8 protein-coding genes, 1 tRNA gene and 1 pseudogene are annotated in these 15,968 nt (G+C 58.5%); 8 read left to right on the forward strand and 2 right to left on the reverse strand.

Features of this window, described 5'->3' with window-relative positions:
- Positions 1–132: 132 nt before the first annotated feature.
- Together GSQ75_RS16295 and GSQ75_RS16300 are read left to right on the forward strand one after the other, a co-directional pair.
- Positions 133–2,031, forward strand: coding sequence for a M61 family peptidase (locus GSQ75_RS16295; RefSeq protein ID WP_158755937.1), 1,899 nt, complete (start codon positions 133–135; stop codon positions 2,029–2,031).
- A gap of 166 nt (positions 2,032–2,197) precedes the next feature.
- Positions 2,198–2,274: transfer RNA gene (locus GSQ75_RS16300), tRNA-Arg, on the forward strand.
- 296 nt (positions 2,275–2,570) lie between these two features.
- Here the strand turns inward: GSQ75_RS16300 and GSQ75_RS16305 are convergent.
- A complete protein-coding gene (locus GSQ75_RS16305) occupies positions 2,571–4,055 on the reverse strand; it encodes a PLP-dependent aminotransferase family protein (protein WP_158755938.1) in 1,485 nt (494 codons plus the stop codon).
- A 309-nt stretch (positions 4,056–4,364) separates the two neighbouring features.
- Entirely contained in the window at positions 4,365–4,667 is a 303-nt protein-coding gene (locus tag GSQ75_RS16310; protein WP_158755939.1) for a hypothetical protein, read from the reverse strand.
- Between the two features lie 531 nt (positions 4,668–5,198).
- Between GSQ75_RS16310 and GSQ75_RS16315 the strand changes: the two genes are divergently transcribed.
- From GSQ75_RS16315 to GSQ75_RS19340, 6 genes and pseudogenes are all read left to right on the forward strand, one after another.
- Complete coding sequence (locus tag GSQ75_RS16315; protein WP_158755940.1) at positions 5,199–5,480, forward strand: hypothetical protein; 282 nt, start codon at positions 5,199–5,201, stop codon at positions 5,478–5,480.
- A gap of 105 nt (positions 5,481–5,585) precedes the next feature.
- A complete protein-coding gene (locus GSQ75_RS16320) occupies positions 5,586–7,862 on the forward strand; it encodes a winged helix-turn-helix domain-containing protein (protein ID WP_254058617.1) in 2,277 nt (758 codons plus the stop codon).
- Positions 7,863–8,617: 755 nt separating this feature from the next.
- Positions 8,618–11,467, forward strand: a complete 2,850-nt coding sequence (locus tag GSQ75_RS16325; RefSeq protein ID WP_158755941.1) for a TonB-dependent receptor — start codon at positions 8,618–8,620, stop codon at positions 11,465–11,467.
- Positions 11,468–12,036: 569 nt separating this feature from the next.
- Entirely contained in the window at positions 12,037–12,300 is a 264-nt protein-coding gene (locus tag GSQ75_RS16330; protein ID WP_158755942.1) for a transposase, read from the forward strand.
- Positions 12,301–12,562: 262 nt separating this feature from the next.
- Positions 12,563–15,613: a TonB-dependent receptor gene (locus tag GSQ75_RS16335; RefSeq protein ID WP_254058618.1), complete on the forward strand. Its 3,051-nt coding sequence runs from the start codon at positions 12,563–12,565 to the stop codon at positions 15,611–15,613.
- A 68-nt stretch (positions 15,614–15,681) separates the two neighbouring features.
- A pseudogene (locus GSQ75_RS19340) lies at positions 15,682–15,927 on the forward strand (tetratricopeptide repeat protein); the annotation flags it as partial.
- Positions 15,928–15,968 lie beyond the last annotated feature (41 nt).

Below are 15,968 nucleotides of genomic sequence, written 5' to 3' on the forward strand. Positions count from 1 at the left end.
AGCAGAGGTCTAGCATCGACGTCTTGAATCCGCGCCATGACAACCCGGCAGCGCGGTTTTCCTGTGCCTGGCGGGTCTGGCAGCCATGCTGACAGATCCTGATCCATCCTCATGCCCCGTTGGAGAATGCTTTTGAAAGTCACCCGTCTCGCTTCCGCCCTCGTCGCCACCGCCTTCGGGTTGGCCAGTTTCGCTGCACTGGCGGATGTCCCGGCGCCGCAGGATGTGCCGTATCAGGGCACTTTGAAGATCAGCGTGGATGCCACCGACCTGGCCCATCGCATCTTCCGCGTGCACGAGGTGATGCCGGCGCAGCCGGGTCCGTTGACCCTGCTCTATCCGCAGTGGCTACCGGGCAACCATTCGCCGTCCGGCCCGATCGACAAGCTGGCCGGCCTGGTGGTGACTGCCAATGGCAAAGTGCTGCCATGGACGCGCGATACGTTGAACGTCTATGCGTTCCATGTCGAGGTGCCGCAGGGCGCCAGCAACGTCGAGGTGGATTTCCAGTTCTTGTCGCCGCAGAGCACCCACGAGGGTCGCGTGGTGATGACGCCAGAAATGCTCAATCTGCAGTGGAATGCCAACACGCTGTATCCGGCTGGCTACTACAGCCGACGCATCATGGCCGAGACCAGTGTGAAGTTTCCCGCCGGCTGGCAGTTTGGCAGCGCGCTGGAAGTGGCTTCGCGCGACGGTGATACAGTGAACTTCAAACCAATCAGCTACAACGATCTGGTCGATTCGCCGATCTACGCCGGCAAGTATTTCAAGCGCGTCGATCTGGATCCGGGCGCGAAGACGCCGGTGCACATGGACATCGTCGCGGATGCGCCGAAGTATCTGGAGATCACGCCGGCGCAGTTGAAGGTTCATCAGAACCTGGTGCAGCAGATGTACAAGATGTACGGCGCGCATCACTACGACCACTACGATTTCCTGTTCTCGCTCAGCGACAAGATGAGCGGCAACGGCCTGGAGCATCACCGCTCCAGCGAGGACGGCGTCGGCACCAACTACTTCACCGAATGGGACAAGAACGCCGTGCTGCGCGACCTGTTGCCGCACGAATTCAACCACTCGTGGGACGGCAAGTACCGTCGTCCGGCCGACCTGTGGACGCCGAATTTCAACGTGGCGATGCAGGATTCACTGCTGTGGGTGTATGAAGGCCAGACACAGTTCTGGGGTTACGTGATGGCCGCGCGCTCGGGCCTGTGGACTGAAGATCAGGCCCGCGACATGCTCGCCTTCGTTGCCGCCACCTATGACAAGGGTCGCCCCGGCCTCGCCAGCTGGCGCAACATCCAGGACACCACCAACGACCCGATCATCGCCCAGCGTGCGCCACTGCCGTACCGCAATTACCAGGGCAGCGAGGACTACTATTCCGGCGGCCAGATGATCTGGCTCGATGTCGATGCCAAGCTGCGCGACCTGAGCAAGGGCAAACATTCCATCGACGACTTCGGCAAGGCCTTCTTCGGCATGGACAACGGCAGCTTCGTCACCAACACGTATACCTTCGACGACGTGGTGAAGACGCTCAACGGCATCGAGCCGTTTGACTGGGCCAGCTACCTGCGCAGCCATCTGGACGGCCACGGCCCGTTGATCGGCGGCATCGAAGGCCACGGCTGGAAACTGGTCTATACCGACCAGCCCTCTCCCGCGGTGAAGGCGGTGGAGGCGCATCGCCATTTTGCCGACCTCACCTATTCACTCGGTCTCTCGGTCGGTAAGGACGGCATGATCGGCGACGTGCTGTGGGACGGCCCGGCATTCAAGGCCGGCATCTCGCCGGGCATGACCGTAGTCGCCGTCAACGGTCACGACTACGACGGCGACGCGCTCAAGGATGCGGTCACCGCAGCAGCGAAAGATCAGAGCCAGGGCATCGACCTGCTGGTGAAAGACTTCGACCAGTACAAGACCGTGCACGTCGACTACCACGGCGGCCTGAAATACCCGCATCTGGTGCGCGACAGCAGCAAGCCTGACACGCTGGCCGACCTGCTCAAGGCCCGCTGAGGCAAGCCGGCGCCGCGCTCCCGCAGCAACCGGGAGCGCGGAGGGATCGGCGGATGCTACTGTAAAGCCATCCCGCTGCTGCTGCGGCCTGGTTCATGCCCCTGGCAACTCCGCTATACTGCGCACCCGTGGTGCCGGCCTTCGCCAGCACCACGCGGTCATGCATGCGCCCGTAGCTCAGCTGGATAGAGTACTGCCCTCCGAAGGCAGGGGTCGTGGGTTCGAATCCCGCCGGGCGCACCATTTTTCCGCGATGCCTCCATGTTGTGCGTTTAACCATATTGGCCAAACGGCCAAGTTATGGTGAGGCGTTACTCGCCGCGCAGGCACGCGTAGAGGCGTTTTCCACCTTACGTGCCAGTTCGAACTTGCGCTGAAAAGAAGCTTGCGAGATCTGCACGCGCGGTCGGGCTTCAGCAGCAACGGTTGCGTGTAGCTGCGGTCATCGACGTTGAACCGACGGTATACGAGCTGGGTGGCGACCATGCGCCACCACTTTGTGACCGTGTTCGTGGGCTTCCCTCAAATGGGCCAAGCCATCATCCGGAATGTCGCCTCAAGGGCAACGATTCCATTGACGTACAGATCACTCTCGCATCTATCGCATCCAGGCATATGCCGAACAATTGGGCAGCCTCCTGCAGCTCCAAACTGGACAGCCCGCAGTAGCCGAGAAGAAGGCCAGGTATGGCGGGCGCCGCATGGTAGTGCGGCGCTATCGGGTACAGTCCGAGCCCGCGCTGATGCGCGTAATCGATTAGGGCCTCCAGCTGTGCGTGATCGTAGTCGCGCAACCAGACAACGACGTGCATGCCGGCATGCGAATCCGCAATCTGGATGCGCTCACCGGCATAACGTCGCAGCCCATTGAGCAGCACTTCGCGGCGCGCCTTGAGCGTTCTTCCCATTTGCCGCAGATGTCGCTCAAAGCCGCCGCTCTCCATGAAGTGCGCCAAGGCGGCCTGTTCAATCACCGGATTACAAATATCGGCCAGATATTTGGCATTGATGAAATCCTGACGCAGCGCTGCGGGCAACACCATATAGCCCAGACGCATCGAGCCGAACAACGTCTTGGAAAAGGTGCCCACGTAGATCACGCGGTCACCCTCGTCGAGCGAACGCAATGCTGCCAGCGGTTGGGAGTCGAAGCGAAACTCGCTGTCGTAGTCGTCCTCCAGAATCCAGCTTTGTCTTGCTTCGGCATAGCGCAACAGCTCCAGGCGTCTTGACAACGACATGGTTTGGCCGGAAGGGAACTGATGTGAAGGTGTTACACAGATCAGGCGGGGTGCTTGCACCGGCAACTCAGCACATACCAGGCCCTCGCGGTCCGTGCGCACGGGCAGCAGGTTGGCCCCGTGCGCAGCGAGTGACTGCCACATGCCGAAATAATGCGGTTCTTCCATGACAGCAGCGTCTCCTTCGTTCAGCAGGACACGCGCGGTCAAGGCATAGGCTTGTTGTGAACCATTGATGATGAGCACGTGGTTCGGATGCGCATCAACACCGCGCCGAAGTGCCAGGTAGCGACAAATCTGTTCACGCAAGGCAAACAGTCCTTGCGGGTCTCCTCGTTCAAGCGGGGTATAGACCGCAGCGCGAGCGAGTTCACGGGCCCAGAGGGTACTCAACGCCGGTTGGGTCATCGGTTCGCCATATTGCATGTTCAGACGCAGCCCGTGATGGCGGCGCGTAATCAATGGGTCTCTCTGCGTTCTCGCACGCTTTGCGTAGAGGGACGGTGCTGCGATGGGCTCCGCTTTCAGCAAGCGAAGTGGCGGAGAGGTATGCAAGTTGCTGACGTAGCTGCCAGCGCCAACCCGGACATAGACGAAGCCTTCGGCACGGAGTTGCTCATAAGCCGCCAATACGGTGATGCGCGACATGCCAACTTCCAGGGCAAGTGCGCGGGTGGACGGAAGGCGCGTATTGGCTTTCAATCGCCCGCTGAGAATGGAAGCTTTCAAGGCACGGGTAAGTTGTGCGTAAGCCGGCCCTTGACCATCGAATTCGAGGAACATGGAAACCTCAACTAATGGTTGTACGGCTCACGCGGCTGTCCGGATCAGCACGCTGCGTCCGCAGCGCCCTCGAACTGACCGCATCTCTGTCGAGGCGACCGCGCGTGATTCTGAGGTGCCGGAGGACTCCGGCCGTGCCCATACGATTGCGCCGCACGTGATGCAGCTCCCCGTGAGGTTCGCCATCATGGCGTGCGGCTTTTCGCCGCCATGACGACGAACGAAGGGGGCGGACCACCTGCGGGCGGCGGCAAGCGGCGAAATTCACCGTCACTTCTGTCGATGCGCTCGGCGTGACGCCCGTCATCCTCATCGACTCGGCACGCTCGCCACGGCGCCTGCACTCAGTACCGGTGTGGCAACGATCCGAGGTGATTCGTCGATCGCCCGTGCAACGATGGTCTGCGGCCCCAGGTCCACATGGCGCCGGGCCTCCATCATTCGGGCTTCGTGTTGTGCCTTCGCGAACTCAGCTGGCGAATGGGCGACGATAGCTAACACCGCGAAGCCGTTGTGGAGCTCAACAATTTGCTCGTCCTCGTGGGCGATGGCCACAGTGCCGATGCAGGTCAAACCGAGAGCGAGGGTTGCGCCAATCATCAGTCGTTTCATGATGTTCTCCCGATGGGGATGGATTCCCGTACGCAGAATCCTAGGTGGCTGCCGCGGGTGCTGCTTGAGAAAATCTCGCTAAAACCGTGAGGCGTTTGCTAGGTTATTTACAGAAACGAGCGCGATTCGTTGGCGCGAGCGGTCGGGGGAGTGTTTCGTCTTTGCTCTGTCGCGTCGGGCAGCGCGGTCGACGCGAAGCTGGTGGCGCGCAGCAGCGGGCCAAAAGCAGAAGTCGTGCGGACGGCGCGCCACGTACGCTGTCCCGAATCGATGTGCATTGACCCGAGCAATACGTGGGCTGCGGATTCCAGTCCGATTAACACCTATTCTGGACAGAAATGACCAGTACAGTGCTGCTGACCAATGTCATCCGGGGCTTTGGTTGTTCTCAATGGAGTGAATGTCGATTTGCCAGTCCCTTGTTCGTCGTTCAGACGTACGGTCTTTTGTTGCGTCAGACGTGCAGTCACGCCCGGCGGGTCGAGCGCACCTCATACACCTCATAAGGGAGCGGAATAAGGGAGCAAAGAGATGAAGAGAAAATCCATTTTTTTCATATACTTGGCATCCACATACATGTTCGCCGCGCCGGTTGTCGGCGTCGCCGCACAACAACCGTGCCCTGGCTACCCACACGTGGCGTCACTTTCCCAATACCCGATGACTGATCGTGCTGCGGAAATAGTGTTGGCGCGGAGCGCTGCGCCTGCAGCGGTGCCGATGGAGCCGGATGTTGGCAAGCCGGAAATGTGCCTTTTAACCCATGGCGGACATTGCAGAACCAGCGTAAAGGTGACCAACAACAGCATCTGATTCAGATGGCGCTGGAATGCTGTTCGGTCAACAACGAAGTCCACACTTGGCCATACCGAGGCTCGCGTCAGACTTGGTGTAGCCTGAACAGGAGCAGGAGCGGGAATGGAGGTCGAACAAATGGCTGTAGAGTCCGCCCCTGCCGCATGGATTGCATTCGGTAGGGTCGAGATCGACACCTTGGGTCATCGCCTGTTTGTCGATGGCGGCGAGGTCGCGCTCGAGCGCAAGGCATTCGCCGTACTCGTGCTGTTGGCGCGTGAACCCGGCCGTGTGTTGAGCCGTGACGAGATTCTCGACGTGGTGTGGGGGCATACCCATGTCACGCCTGCCGTACTCAGCCGCATCATCGCAGTGTTGCGTCATGCGCTCGGCGAGAGCGGCGAGGAAAGCCACTATCTGCATACGGTGCATGGCATCGGCTTCCGCCTCGATGCCCAGGTGCGATCCGCCGCGTCGCGTGAGAAGTTGATGGCGTACAGGGCATCAGCGGCCACGGAACCTGCGTTCTTGCCGGCCCTCACCAGCGATGTCGCCGCGCGACCGACCACAACGGCAGCGAGTCCGGCGACGCTACCCTTGCGGCCTGGCAAGACACGTCGGCTCGAAAGGCGACTCGTTGCCATTATCACGGGCCTGCTCGTGGTGGCGGCCGCGATGCTCGGGTGGCGCCAATTCGCACATCACCCTGCGGACACGGTGCCGGCGGTCGATCTCAAGTCCATCGCGGTGCTGCCGTTCGAGAGTCTCAGTACAGACCAGAACAACGCGTATTTCGCCAGCGGCATGCAAGACATGATCCTGACCCAGTTGGTGGGTATCGGCGGACTCAAGGTGATCTCCCGCACCTCGACAGAGAAGTACCCGAGCCATCCGGAAGACGTGAAAACCATAGCGCGACAATTAGGCGTGGCGTCGCTGCTCGAGGGCACGGTACAGAAGGCCGGCAATCAGGTGTTGATCAATGTGCAGCTGATCGATGCAAATAGCGGCAACCATCTCTGGGCGAAAGCCTACACGCGCACGCTGGACGACGTTTTCAATGTGGAAGGCGAGGTTGCGCAGAACGTGGCGGAGGCGCTGAAGGTGCAGCTGACGTCCGCCGAGACTGCGCGTATCGACAGAGTGCCGACCTCGAACGCCGTAGCCTACGATTTGTACCTGCAAGCCGGGGCACATGCCAACCGCGCTTACGATGATCCCACGCTGTCATCGTCCGAGTTACCCTTTGCGATCTCGCTGTATCAACAGGCACTGGCCAGGGATCCGGACTTCGCGCTGGCCGCGGCTGCGCTGTCGCGCGCCCATATGCAGATGTATTTCTTTGCACCTGATCGCACGAACGCGCGACTGGATGCGGCGAAGACCGCCGCCGATCGCGCCCTGGAGCTGCAACCGAATCTGGGCCAGGGACATTACGCGCTGGGGTTGTATGACTACTGGGGGCATCGGGACTATGCCGGTGCCACCACCCAACTGGAGCTGGCTCGGCGCGCATTACCCAGCAGTGCCACCGTGGAACTCATTATCGCCGCGATCGCCCGGCGCCAGGGTCACTGGGATGAGGCGGTGGCGCTGTTTCACACCGCCACCGTACTTGATCCACATAGTGAATTTGCGTTCGACCAACTCGCCGTGACCTATGAAAGCATGCATCGCTACGCAGATGCCGACCTGGCCTATGCCGGTGCCATCGCGGTGAGCCGGGATCCCGTCGCCAATCGCGTGGCGCAGGCCTTCAATCGCCTGATGTGGAAGGGTGATCCGACACCGCTGCACGCCGCGCTGGCCGCGCTCGCGCCGGGCAGCGATGCCTACACCAGCAATATCATGACCATGTATTTCGAGCACTGGTTGGCGCGCGATTATGCCGGTGCCATCAAGATAGCCGAGGCGGACAAGGCCGATGACTGGGCCGACCCGAACAACATTGTTCTGCCCCGACACCTGTATGTGGCGTGGGCCTTGCAGGCGGCGGGAGACACGGCCAAGGCGACGGCGACGTATGCCGAGGTTGCGGCGCGCATGCGCACCGCCCTCGTCGAGCGACCGGACGACGCGGACCTGCATCTGGCTCTGGGATTTGCGTATGCCGGGCTCGGCCGAAAACCCGAGGCTGTCGCTGAAGGTGAGCGTGCCGTCGCCTTGATGCCGGTCAGCAAGGATGCCCTCACCGGACCGGATATGCTCGCGGCGCAAGCGCAACTGTATGTGCGGGTTGGTCAGCCCGAGCAGGCCATTGCCCTGATTGGGCATGTGCTGTCCATACCTAATGGCGCCCCCCTCTCGAGTGCGTTGCTCCGGCTCGACCCAGCCTGGGATCTGCTGCGCGACGATCCACGCTTCAAGGCGCTGCTGTTGAAGTACCCCAGCAGCGGCTAGCCTGCCGTTCGCACCGCTCCACACCACACCACACCAATCCAGGCCAGTGCGTGGACACCCTTCTGATGGACCTCCAGGTTCTTGGTTTGGGCCTCGAAAACCTCCCAGGGACGTTATCCCGGCCGCTATCAACAACCGCCGGGATAACGCGCCTGATAAAAGGTTTTGGAGGCTCCTTGCCATGAAAAATTCAAGCTTCCTCCTTCCCGGCAGTTATTCCGTTTTTCCGGTCTAGTGGTCATGGAAAACTTGAAGAAAAGTGGTTATATCGAACTTTGTCTCACTTGGGTCAGGTTGCCTGCCATTAATGGAAACTGGTCCTATCCGAACCGAGTCAAAGTGGATATATGAAATCACTTTTCGTTTAGATATCGTGAATACCTGTTAAAAATGATATTAAGCGTTTTGAATAATTGGTGATAAGTCTATTGAGCCGCCGTTCTCGACAATTGCTGCTTTATTAGAAGTGGGATAGGGGGCGATGGCGGATCATATTTCAAGTAATTACGCGGCTCGCGAATATTCGAAAATGATTTTGTTTGCGAGAATGTCTTGTGGTCGGCTTTTCTGATATCGAACAGAGCATGGCTTTATTGTGTCGACATTAAATGCCTGCATCAGAAACTCGCTTGCACAAAATAAAATCGACAATGAGACTGCATCGACTCCGCATTGAAAATGCGTGCTGGTGGGGATTGTTCAAGGTGCGTGCACCGGCCTCAATCATCTTTCCTAAATCCGGGGGAATATGGATAATGATCAAGTCGAAATTGACGGTTGCCGTGATGGCAACCCTGGCGCTTGGCTATACCTCTGCCTATGCGCAGTCGGCCCAGACCGATGCATCCCAGCAGAGCACATCCCAGCAGAGCACCGATCAAGCGCCGGACACCGCCAACGCCAAGAAGCTGCAGGCGGTCACCGTAACCGGCTCGCTGATTCCGCAGACGCAAATTGAGACGGCAACGCCCACAGTGACCATCACGGCGGACCAATTGAAGGCGCGTGGATTTGCCACGGTGGCACAGGCGCTACAGCAATCTTCCAATGCGGTGGGCAGCGTGACAGGCCCTGAGGCTGTAGGAACTTTCACACAGGGCGCGCAGACGCTTAGCTTGTTTGGTCTATCACCCGGCTACGTGAAGTACCTGATCGACGGCCGCCCGATGGGCAATTTCCCCGCGCTCTACAACGGCAGCGATGTTTTCAACAATCTGAGCAGCATTCCGGTCGAGATGGTCGACCACATCGACATCCTGCCGGGCGGGCAGTCGTCATTGTACGGTTCGGACGCGATTGCGGGCGTGATAAATATCGTGCTCAAGAAAAAGATCGACGCACCGGTGCTGGACGTGCGCTATGGCTGGAACAGCAACGGCGGCGGTGCGGCGCGCCGGGGCTATCTGGCCGATAGTTTCAATGTCGGCAAATTCAACCTGATTGCCGGCGTGCAATTCGAGAGTACACAGCCTATCTGGGCCTACGATCGGCCGCTGACCGCCCAGGCTGATCTTGATGCCGTTGGCGGACCCATCGCGGAGCGGGATTATTTGGCCACTGATCCCACGCTGGGCATTGATAGCTATAAATTCGCGGATCCCAACAATTGCGCCAACACGACGGCTGGGTTCGGCGGAACGACGGGGTACAGGTATCGCGCCAATAGCGGAAATTATTGCGGGTCGTACTACGGGGAACAGGCTTACGTCACGCTGGCCAATGAAAGCAAGACCGCAAACCTGTATACACACGCAACCTTTGACGTCAACGATAACCTGCAGTTGTACAGCGACCTGCTCTACAACTACCAGGAGCAGAAATACCAGCCGGGAGGGGCCGCCGACTGGCTGACTTCAAGTTCAGGCCTGACATTTTACGACCCCATCCGGGCTCAGTATACGGATCTGCAGCGTATCTTCTCGCCGGAAGAAGTGGGTGGCTACCAGAACTCCATGAACAAGCAGATTGAAAACGCCTATATGTTCAGTCTGGGTGGAAAAGGCACGTTCGGGCAGTCGAACTGGGACTACGATCTGGGCTTTACGCATTCCAACGACAAGACCGACGAACGTGATTACGTCGCTTTCACGAATCCCATCAATACCTTCTTTACCAATCGTGTGCTGGGCCCGGACTTGACATCGACCCTGGGGCCGGATCCCGATGGTTATGGGGTACCCGTCTTCGAGCCCAACTACGCCGCTTTCTATACCCCGATTACGCCAGCGGAATATCATAGCTTCACCGGTTATGCCACGACATTGGGCAAGACCTGGGACAATATGTTGCGCGGACAGGTGACTAATGCCTCGCTATTCACCTTGCCAGGCGGCGATGCCGGCCTCGCGGTCGTGCTGGAAGGAGGCAACCAGGGCTGGGGCTATGTGCCGGACCCGGGTTATTTCAATGGAGATATCTACAATTATACCGCGGACCAGGGTGCGGGGCATCGCTCGCGCTATGCCGCCACGACCGAGTTGAATTTTCCTCTGCTGCAGCAGCTGACCGTGGATGTATCCGGTCGTCAGGACGGATACGAAGTATCCGGCCACCAGGTTAAGCACAATACGTATACGGTGTCACTGGAATATCGCCCTTTCGAGAGTCTGTTGCTCAGGGGCAAATACGGCACGGCGTTCAAGGTGCCCACCTTGGCTGATGAGTATTCCGGGCCGAGCGGCTACTACAGCACGGTCACCGATTACTACAACTGCGCTAAGTTGGGGTTCACGGGCCCCACCTTGGGCCAGTGCCCGGGCGTCTATTCTCAAGCAAGCTATTTCAATAGCACCTCGGGCAATGTCAATCTGAAGCCGATCACGGCGAAAGACTGGAATTATGGCGTCGTATGGGCGCCGACATCGAAGCTCTCGGTGACCGTCGATTATCTGCACTTCGACATCCGCAACGAAGTGGGGACGGTGCCACCGGACACGATTTCACAGGAGAATTCCCTTTGTCTGCAGGGGATTCTTAATCCCACTACGCCGAGTTGCATCAATGCGATCAACGCGATTACGCGCAATCAATTCGGTACGATTGAGGATATCTACACGCCGAATCAGAACATAGCGCGGGAACGGGTCAATGCCATCACCGCCAATCTGAATTATCAAGTAGATATTGGCATCTATGGCAGCTTGTCGTTCTCCGGTAGTTACAGCGACGAGCTGAAGCATGAAGAGCAGCCGCTCGCGGGCGACCCGTTCATCAACTACCTGGACAGCCCGCTGTACAGTACCGACTTCAAGACCAAAGCCAATGCCTCGGTGACCTGGAGCCTAGGTGAATGGACCGCCACGTTGTTTGCCAACCGTGATGGTCGTTCGCCTAACTATCTGGCAACCACTCTTGATAATTATTCATCGCCCGGTACGGGTTATCTGGCAGCTTGGGTTACCTATAACGGCAGCGTGCAATACAACCCGACGAAAAATCTGACGCTGTCCTTCCTGGTGAACAACTTGTTCAACAAGATGCCGCCAGTGGATAACAGTTATCCGGGCTATGTATTCGGCCCCTACAACTCAGCGAATTACAGCGTATATGGGCGCCAGTTGTATCTGGAGGCGACGTACAAGTTCGGCAACCGCTCTGCCCAGTAATTGCCAGAGTCTGATTGCAATTCAAATGGCCCGGCCTTCGCGGGCCATTTTTATGCATGTGTATTGGCCTCTATAGCTTGTGAGATGCCCATCTACCAGCCCACCCCCTCGACAGTGACCCCTGCCTCGGACTGCTACAGATTGAACGCAATCTGCTCTTCGGTGAACTTCGACTTCTTTATGGCGGCAGACTTCCTTTGGGCCTGAGTATCGCCGAATCTCTCTACTTCCGGGTCGTGATATTTCGAGGGGCGGTACCTAATGGTATTCGGCTGTCTGATAGTGGTCATAACGAAATTGAAGAAGAGTGGCTATATAGGACTTTGCCCGACGTTGTTCCGGGTGCCTTTACTTTTTGATGACTGGTCATACCCAGACTGAATCAAAGTGGATATATGAAATCACTGTTCGTTTAGATATCGTAAATGCGAGGTAACAACGAAAGAAATGCATTTCAAGTGAATCATTATCTCGTGATCAAGCCCAATTTGCGTCCGGCATCAATGGTCACGATATAAGCGCTTAATCGAATAGTTGCTTGCTGCCGGTTGATAAGGAAGGGGGCATGAATGCGTCCGACATATTATCCAGAAGAACTGAAGGCTGAAGCCATAAAAATGGTTGTGGAGCGCCATCTCCCCGCGTCCGTGGTTGCGTCGAGACTTAATGTTCGAACCGACGCGGTTCGAGTATGGGTGAGAAGGTTTCGTTTCAGCAGTAGGCCATTGCCTGGCGCCGAATTTCACCGCCTGAAGGTAGATCTTCATGAGGTGGCTGTCGAGCGCGATGCTTTAGTTAGTCTGGCGGCCCGCTTGCTTGCCAAGTTTGGTTGACGGCTTGCCAGTGCCGGCCTGCATTAACGATCTGGCTGCCCGTTATCAATGATGGCTGCTCCGGCTGAAGCAGCCAGGTATCGATGACGGCCGCAACCACATTTACTTTACTGATATATGGCTTCGATGAAGAGGCCGAAAAACGATCAGGGTGGCAGCTATTCCTGGTTCATGAAAATCATCGGAGGGTGTCATGAAATTTGGGGTCAAGAGACTTTCTTCGGCAGTTCGGATCGCCCTTTCTCTCGGCGCGGTTACTGCCATGGGTATCACCACCAGCGCATTTGCCCAGACCGTCGGCAATCAGCCTGCGACGCAGAATTCCAGCAACGCGCAAACGTCGGATCAAGCCAATCCTCCAAAAAAAGTAGCTACCTTGCAGACGGTTGTGGTCACCGGTTCGCTGATCCGCCGCGTGGATCTGGAAACCTCCAATCCGGTGGTCACGATTGACCGCGCGCAGATCGAGGCGACTGGCAAGATGACGCTGGGCGACCTGGTACAGGATCTGCCGGCGATGACAGGCGGCAACACCAATCCGCAGGTCAACAACGGCGGCGGTACTGGCGCTTCCACCATCAACCTGCGTGGTCTTGGTGCAAAACGTACCCTGATTTTGGTCGATGGTCAGCGTGTGATTAGTTCCATCGGCACGGTTACTTCGACCGAAGGTGAATCGCCGGATGTGAACGCCATCCCGGCTGCCATGATCGATCGCATCGAAGTATTGACCGACGGCGCTTCGGCGACCTATGGCTCTGATGCGATCGGCGGCGTGGTGAACTTCATCCTGCGCAAGGACTACCAGGGCGCGCAGTTCACGGCCAACGTCGGCGAATCCGACCACAACGACGGTGACCAGTCGGGCTACAGCTTCACTTTCGGACAGACGTCCGACAAGGGAAGCATCATGGGCGGCATCGAATACAACAAGCAGGACGGCGTGGAAGCGGGCAACCGCAGTTTCTCCAAGAACGCGGTGTCGATCTATGGCACCAATGGCACGGGCCCGAGCGCGCCGCAGCCGGTGACCGCCCACGTCGGTGGATCATCGTCTTCACCCTACGGTCATATCCAGGTCACCGGCACCCCCGTGCAGGGACTTTTTGGTTGCAGCTTCGTGGCGCTTAACCCGGGTGGCAACAGCGCAGACGTCAACACTTCCAACTACCACTGCTACCAGGACAACGGCCCGAACAGCGACAAGTACAACTACGCGGCGGTCAACCTGATCCTGACCCCGCAGGAGCGCACCAACGCGTTCCTGATGGGCACCTACAACCTGAGCGACAACGTTCAGGCCTACATGAATGCCTACTTCAACAAGACCTCGTCGAATTTTCAGCTGGCCCCTGGCGTCTACGGCGACCAGCCTTATGTCGCCGCCAACACGATCATCGATGTCAACAATTACTTTAACCATTTTGGCGCCACCTTCAGCAGCGCCGGCCCGACCTACAACGCTCGTCTGGCCTCCCTCGGCAACCGTGTGGCGACGTTTGGTTCCAACACCGGTCAGGTCAATCTCGGCTTGAAGGGCACTTTCTCGTTATTCAGCCAGGACTGGAACTGGGATGCCGGCCTTGACTATGGCCATTCGGGCGCGGTCACCACGACCTTGAATCTGCCGAATGCAGGCAAGCTGTACACGGGCCCCTCCTACATGTCAGCCACAGGCCTGGCGTGCGGAACGGCGGCGGCTCCTATCGCCTGCCCGGCTGGAATCACTTCGACGGCTTTGGGGTTCAATCCGTTCGACCTGTACTCACCGGGTTCGGTCGCTGCGCTGAAGGCAGCCGCGGCACCGGCCGTCACCAATGAATATTCGAGCCTCAAGGAGTGGCACGCAGGCATCAATGGTGGCCTGTTCAGCCTGCCCGCGGGCACGGTGCAATTGGCGGCTGGTGTCGACTATCGCCAGGAATACCTCAACTCGAACGTGGATCCACTGCTGGCATTCGACCCGGTCGCCGGTACCTGTGTGCTGGGTAGCCAATGTGTCTCGGCCACGCGTGGCGGCTATAACGTGAAGGAGGTCTTTGCGGAAACCTTGATTCCCATTCTTAGCGAGCTGCCGCTTATCAAGTCGCTGAACGCAACCATCGGCGATCGCTACTCGCGTTACGACAATGGCTACGGGAGCACCAACAACTTCAAGTTCGCGGTGGAGTACAAGCCGATCGACGATCTGTTGCTGCGTGGCACCCTGGCGAACGTGTTTCGTGCCCCCAATCTCGCGGAGGCATTCAATGGGGCGGCGGCCGACGCACCGAAGCTGTCAAACGATCCCTGCAATGGCTATACCGGCACGCCGGTCAACCCCGCCTGCGTCAATGTGCCGACGAATGGCACTTTCATCAACCAGGCCGTCGCCGCCAACAACCAGATCACCGGCATTCTGTCAGGCGCCCAATTCGCCGGTATCCAGCTCAAGCCTGAGCAGGGCAAGTCGTTTGACTTCGGCGCGGTCTACAGCCCGTCGTGGGCACCAGGCCTGTCAACCACGGTTGATTTCTGGCATGTGTATCTCAACAACACCATCACCACGGTTGATGCGCAGAGCGTCCTCGATGTCTGCGCCGCTGGCAACCTCGCGTTCTGCTCGCAGATTCATCGCAATCCGGTCGTCGGACCCAACCAGGGCCAGATCCTGACTATCGGCGAGCCAACCGCCAACTTGGGTACGCTGAATACCGGCGGCGTCGACTGGTCGGTAGCCTACAAGTTGCCCGAATTCTCCTTCGGTAAATTCACGCTCGGCATCAACGCCACCTACCTCAAGTATTACAACCTGCAGACTGCCCCGGGTACGGCGGGCAACACGACCTATACCGATGCGGGCCATTTCCTGTCATACGGTTCGGCGCAGGAAGCGGCCTGCCCGGGCGAGGGCACCTGCCTGTTCCCGCGCTGGCGTGCCCAGGGTTTCGTGAACTGGCAGCTGGGTAATTGGGATGCCTCCTGGCGCATGCGTTACATCGGTCGCTTCCAGATGGGTTCGGCGAGTCCGTCGCAGGATGTGTTCCCGGATGGCCAGTGCTATTACCAGGGCAAGCCGAATCCGGCGGGCGGCGTTTATCACTGCACCATCACCGGTGCGGAGTTCAAGTACGGCGCCACCGTCTACAATGACGTGTCGTTTGGCTACAACATCGAACCGTTGAACACGCGCATCGACTTCGGTGTGAACAACGTCTTCGACAAGCAGCCGCCCGTGCTGTACGCGAACAACTCGCTCAACGCCGACACCGACCCGAGCGATTTCGACCTGATGGGTCGTTACTTCTGGGCCCGCGTGACGGTCAAGTTCTGAGCGTCAAGCGAGTGCGTTAACCTTGAAGGGCCGCGTGAGTCGATCACGCGGCCCTTTTTATTGATGTCATGACTACTGAAACCACCACCCTGATCGTTCAGGCCCTGCAGGCAGCGAGACCAGCCGATGCGGAACGACTCTGTCGTGCGCAACTGGCCGATAACCCCAATGACGAGCAAGTAGTGCAGTTGCTTGCCCTCAGCCTGCATTTTCAGCGCCGCCTTGCCGAAGCCCTTGCGGCTTACGCCCGCTTGACCGAGTTGCAGCCAGAGTGCAGTGCCTATTGGTGCAACTACGGCACCGCATTGCTGGAAAGTGGCGTGACACCGGAAGCAGAGCGCGCGTACGCGATTGC

Source organism: Dyella sp. S184, from assembly GCF_009766065.1.
In the GTDB taxonomy this organism is placed as follows: domain Bacteria; phylum Pseudomonadota; class Gammaproteobacteria; order Xanthomonadales; family Rhodanobacteraceae; genus Rhodanobacter.

What these genes read in the sequence shown, in the direction of transcription:
- GSQ75_RS16315 (WP_158755940.1), top strand. Translation starts at nt 5,199, where the DNA reads ATGAAGAGAAAATCCATTTTTTTCATATACTTGGCATCCACATACATG.
- GSQ75_RS16310 (WP_158755939.1), bottom strand. Translation starts at nt 4,667, where the DNA reads ATGAAACGACTGATGATTGGCGCAACCCTCGCTCTCGGTTTGACCTGC.
- GSQ75_RS16330 (WP_158755942.1), top strand. Translation starts at nt 12,037, where the DNA reads ATGCGTCCGACATATTATCCAGAAGAACTGAAGGCTGAAGCCATAAAA.
- GSQ75_RS16305 (WP_158755938.1), bottom strand. Translation starts at nt 4,055, where the DNA reads ATGTTCCTCGAATTCGATGGTCAAGGGCCGGCTTACGCACAACTTACC.
- GSQ75_RS16325 (WP_158755941.1), top strand. Translation starts at nt 8,618, where the DNA reads ATGATCAAGTCGAAATTGACGGTTGCCGTGATGGCAACCCTGGCGCTT.
- GSQ75_RS16335 (WP_254058618.1), top strand. Translation starts at nt 12,563, where the DNA reads ATGGGTATCACCACCAGCGCATTTGCCCAGACCGTCGGCAATCAGCCT.
- GSQ75_RS16320 (WP_254058617.1), top strand. Translation starts at nt 5,586, where the DNA reads ATGGAGGTCGAACAAATGGCTGTAGAGTCCGCCCCTGCCGCATGGATT.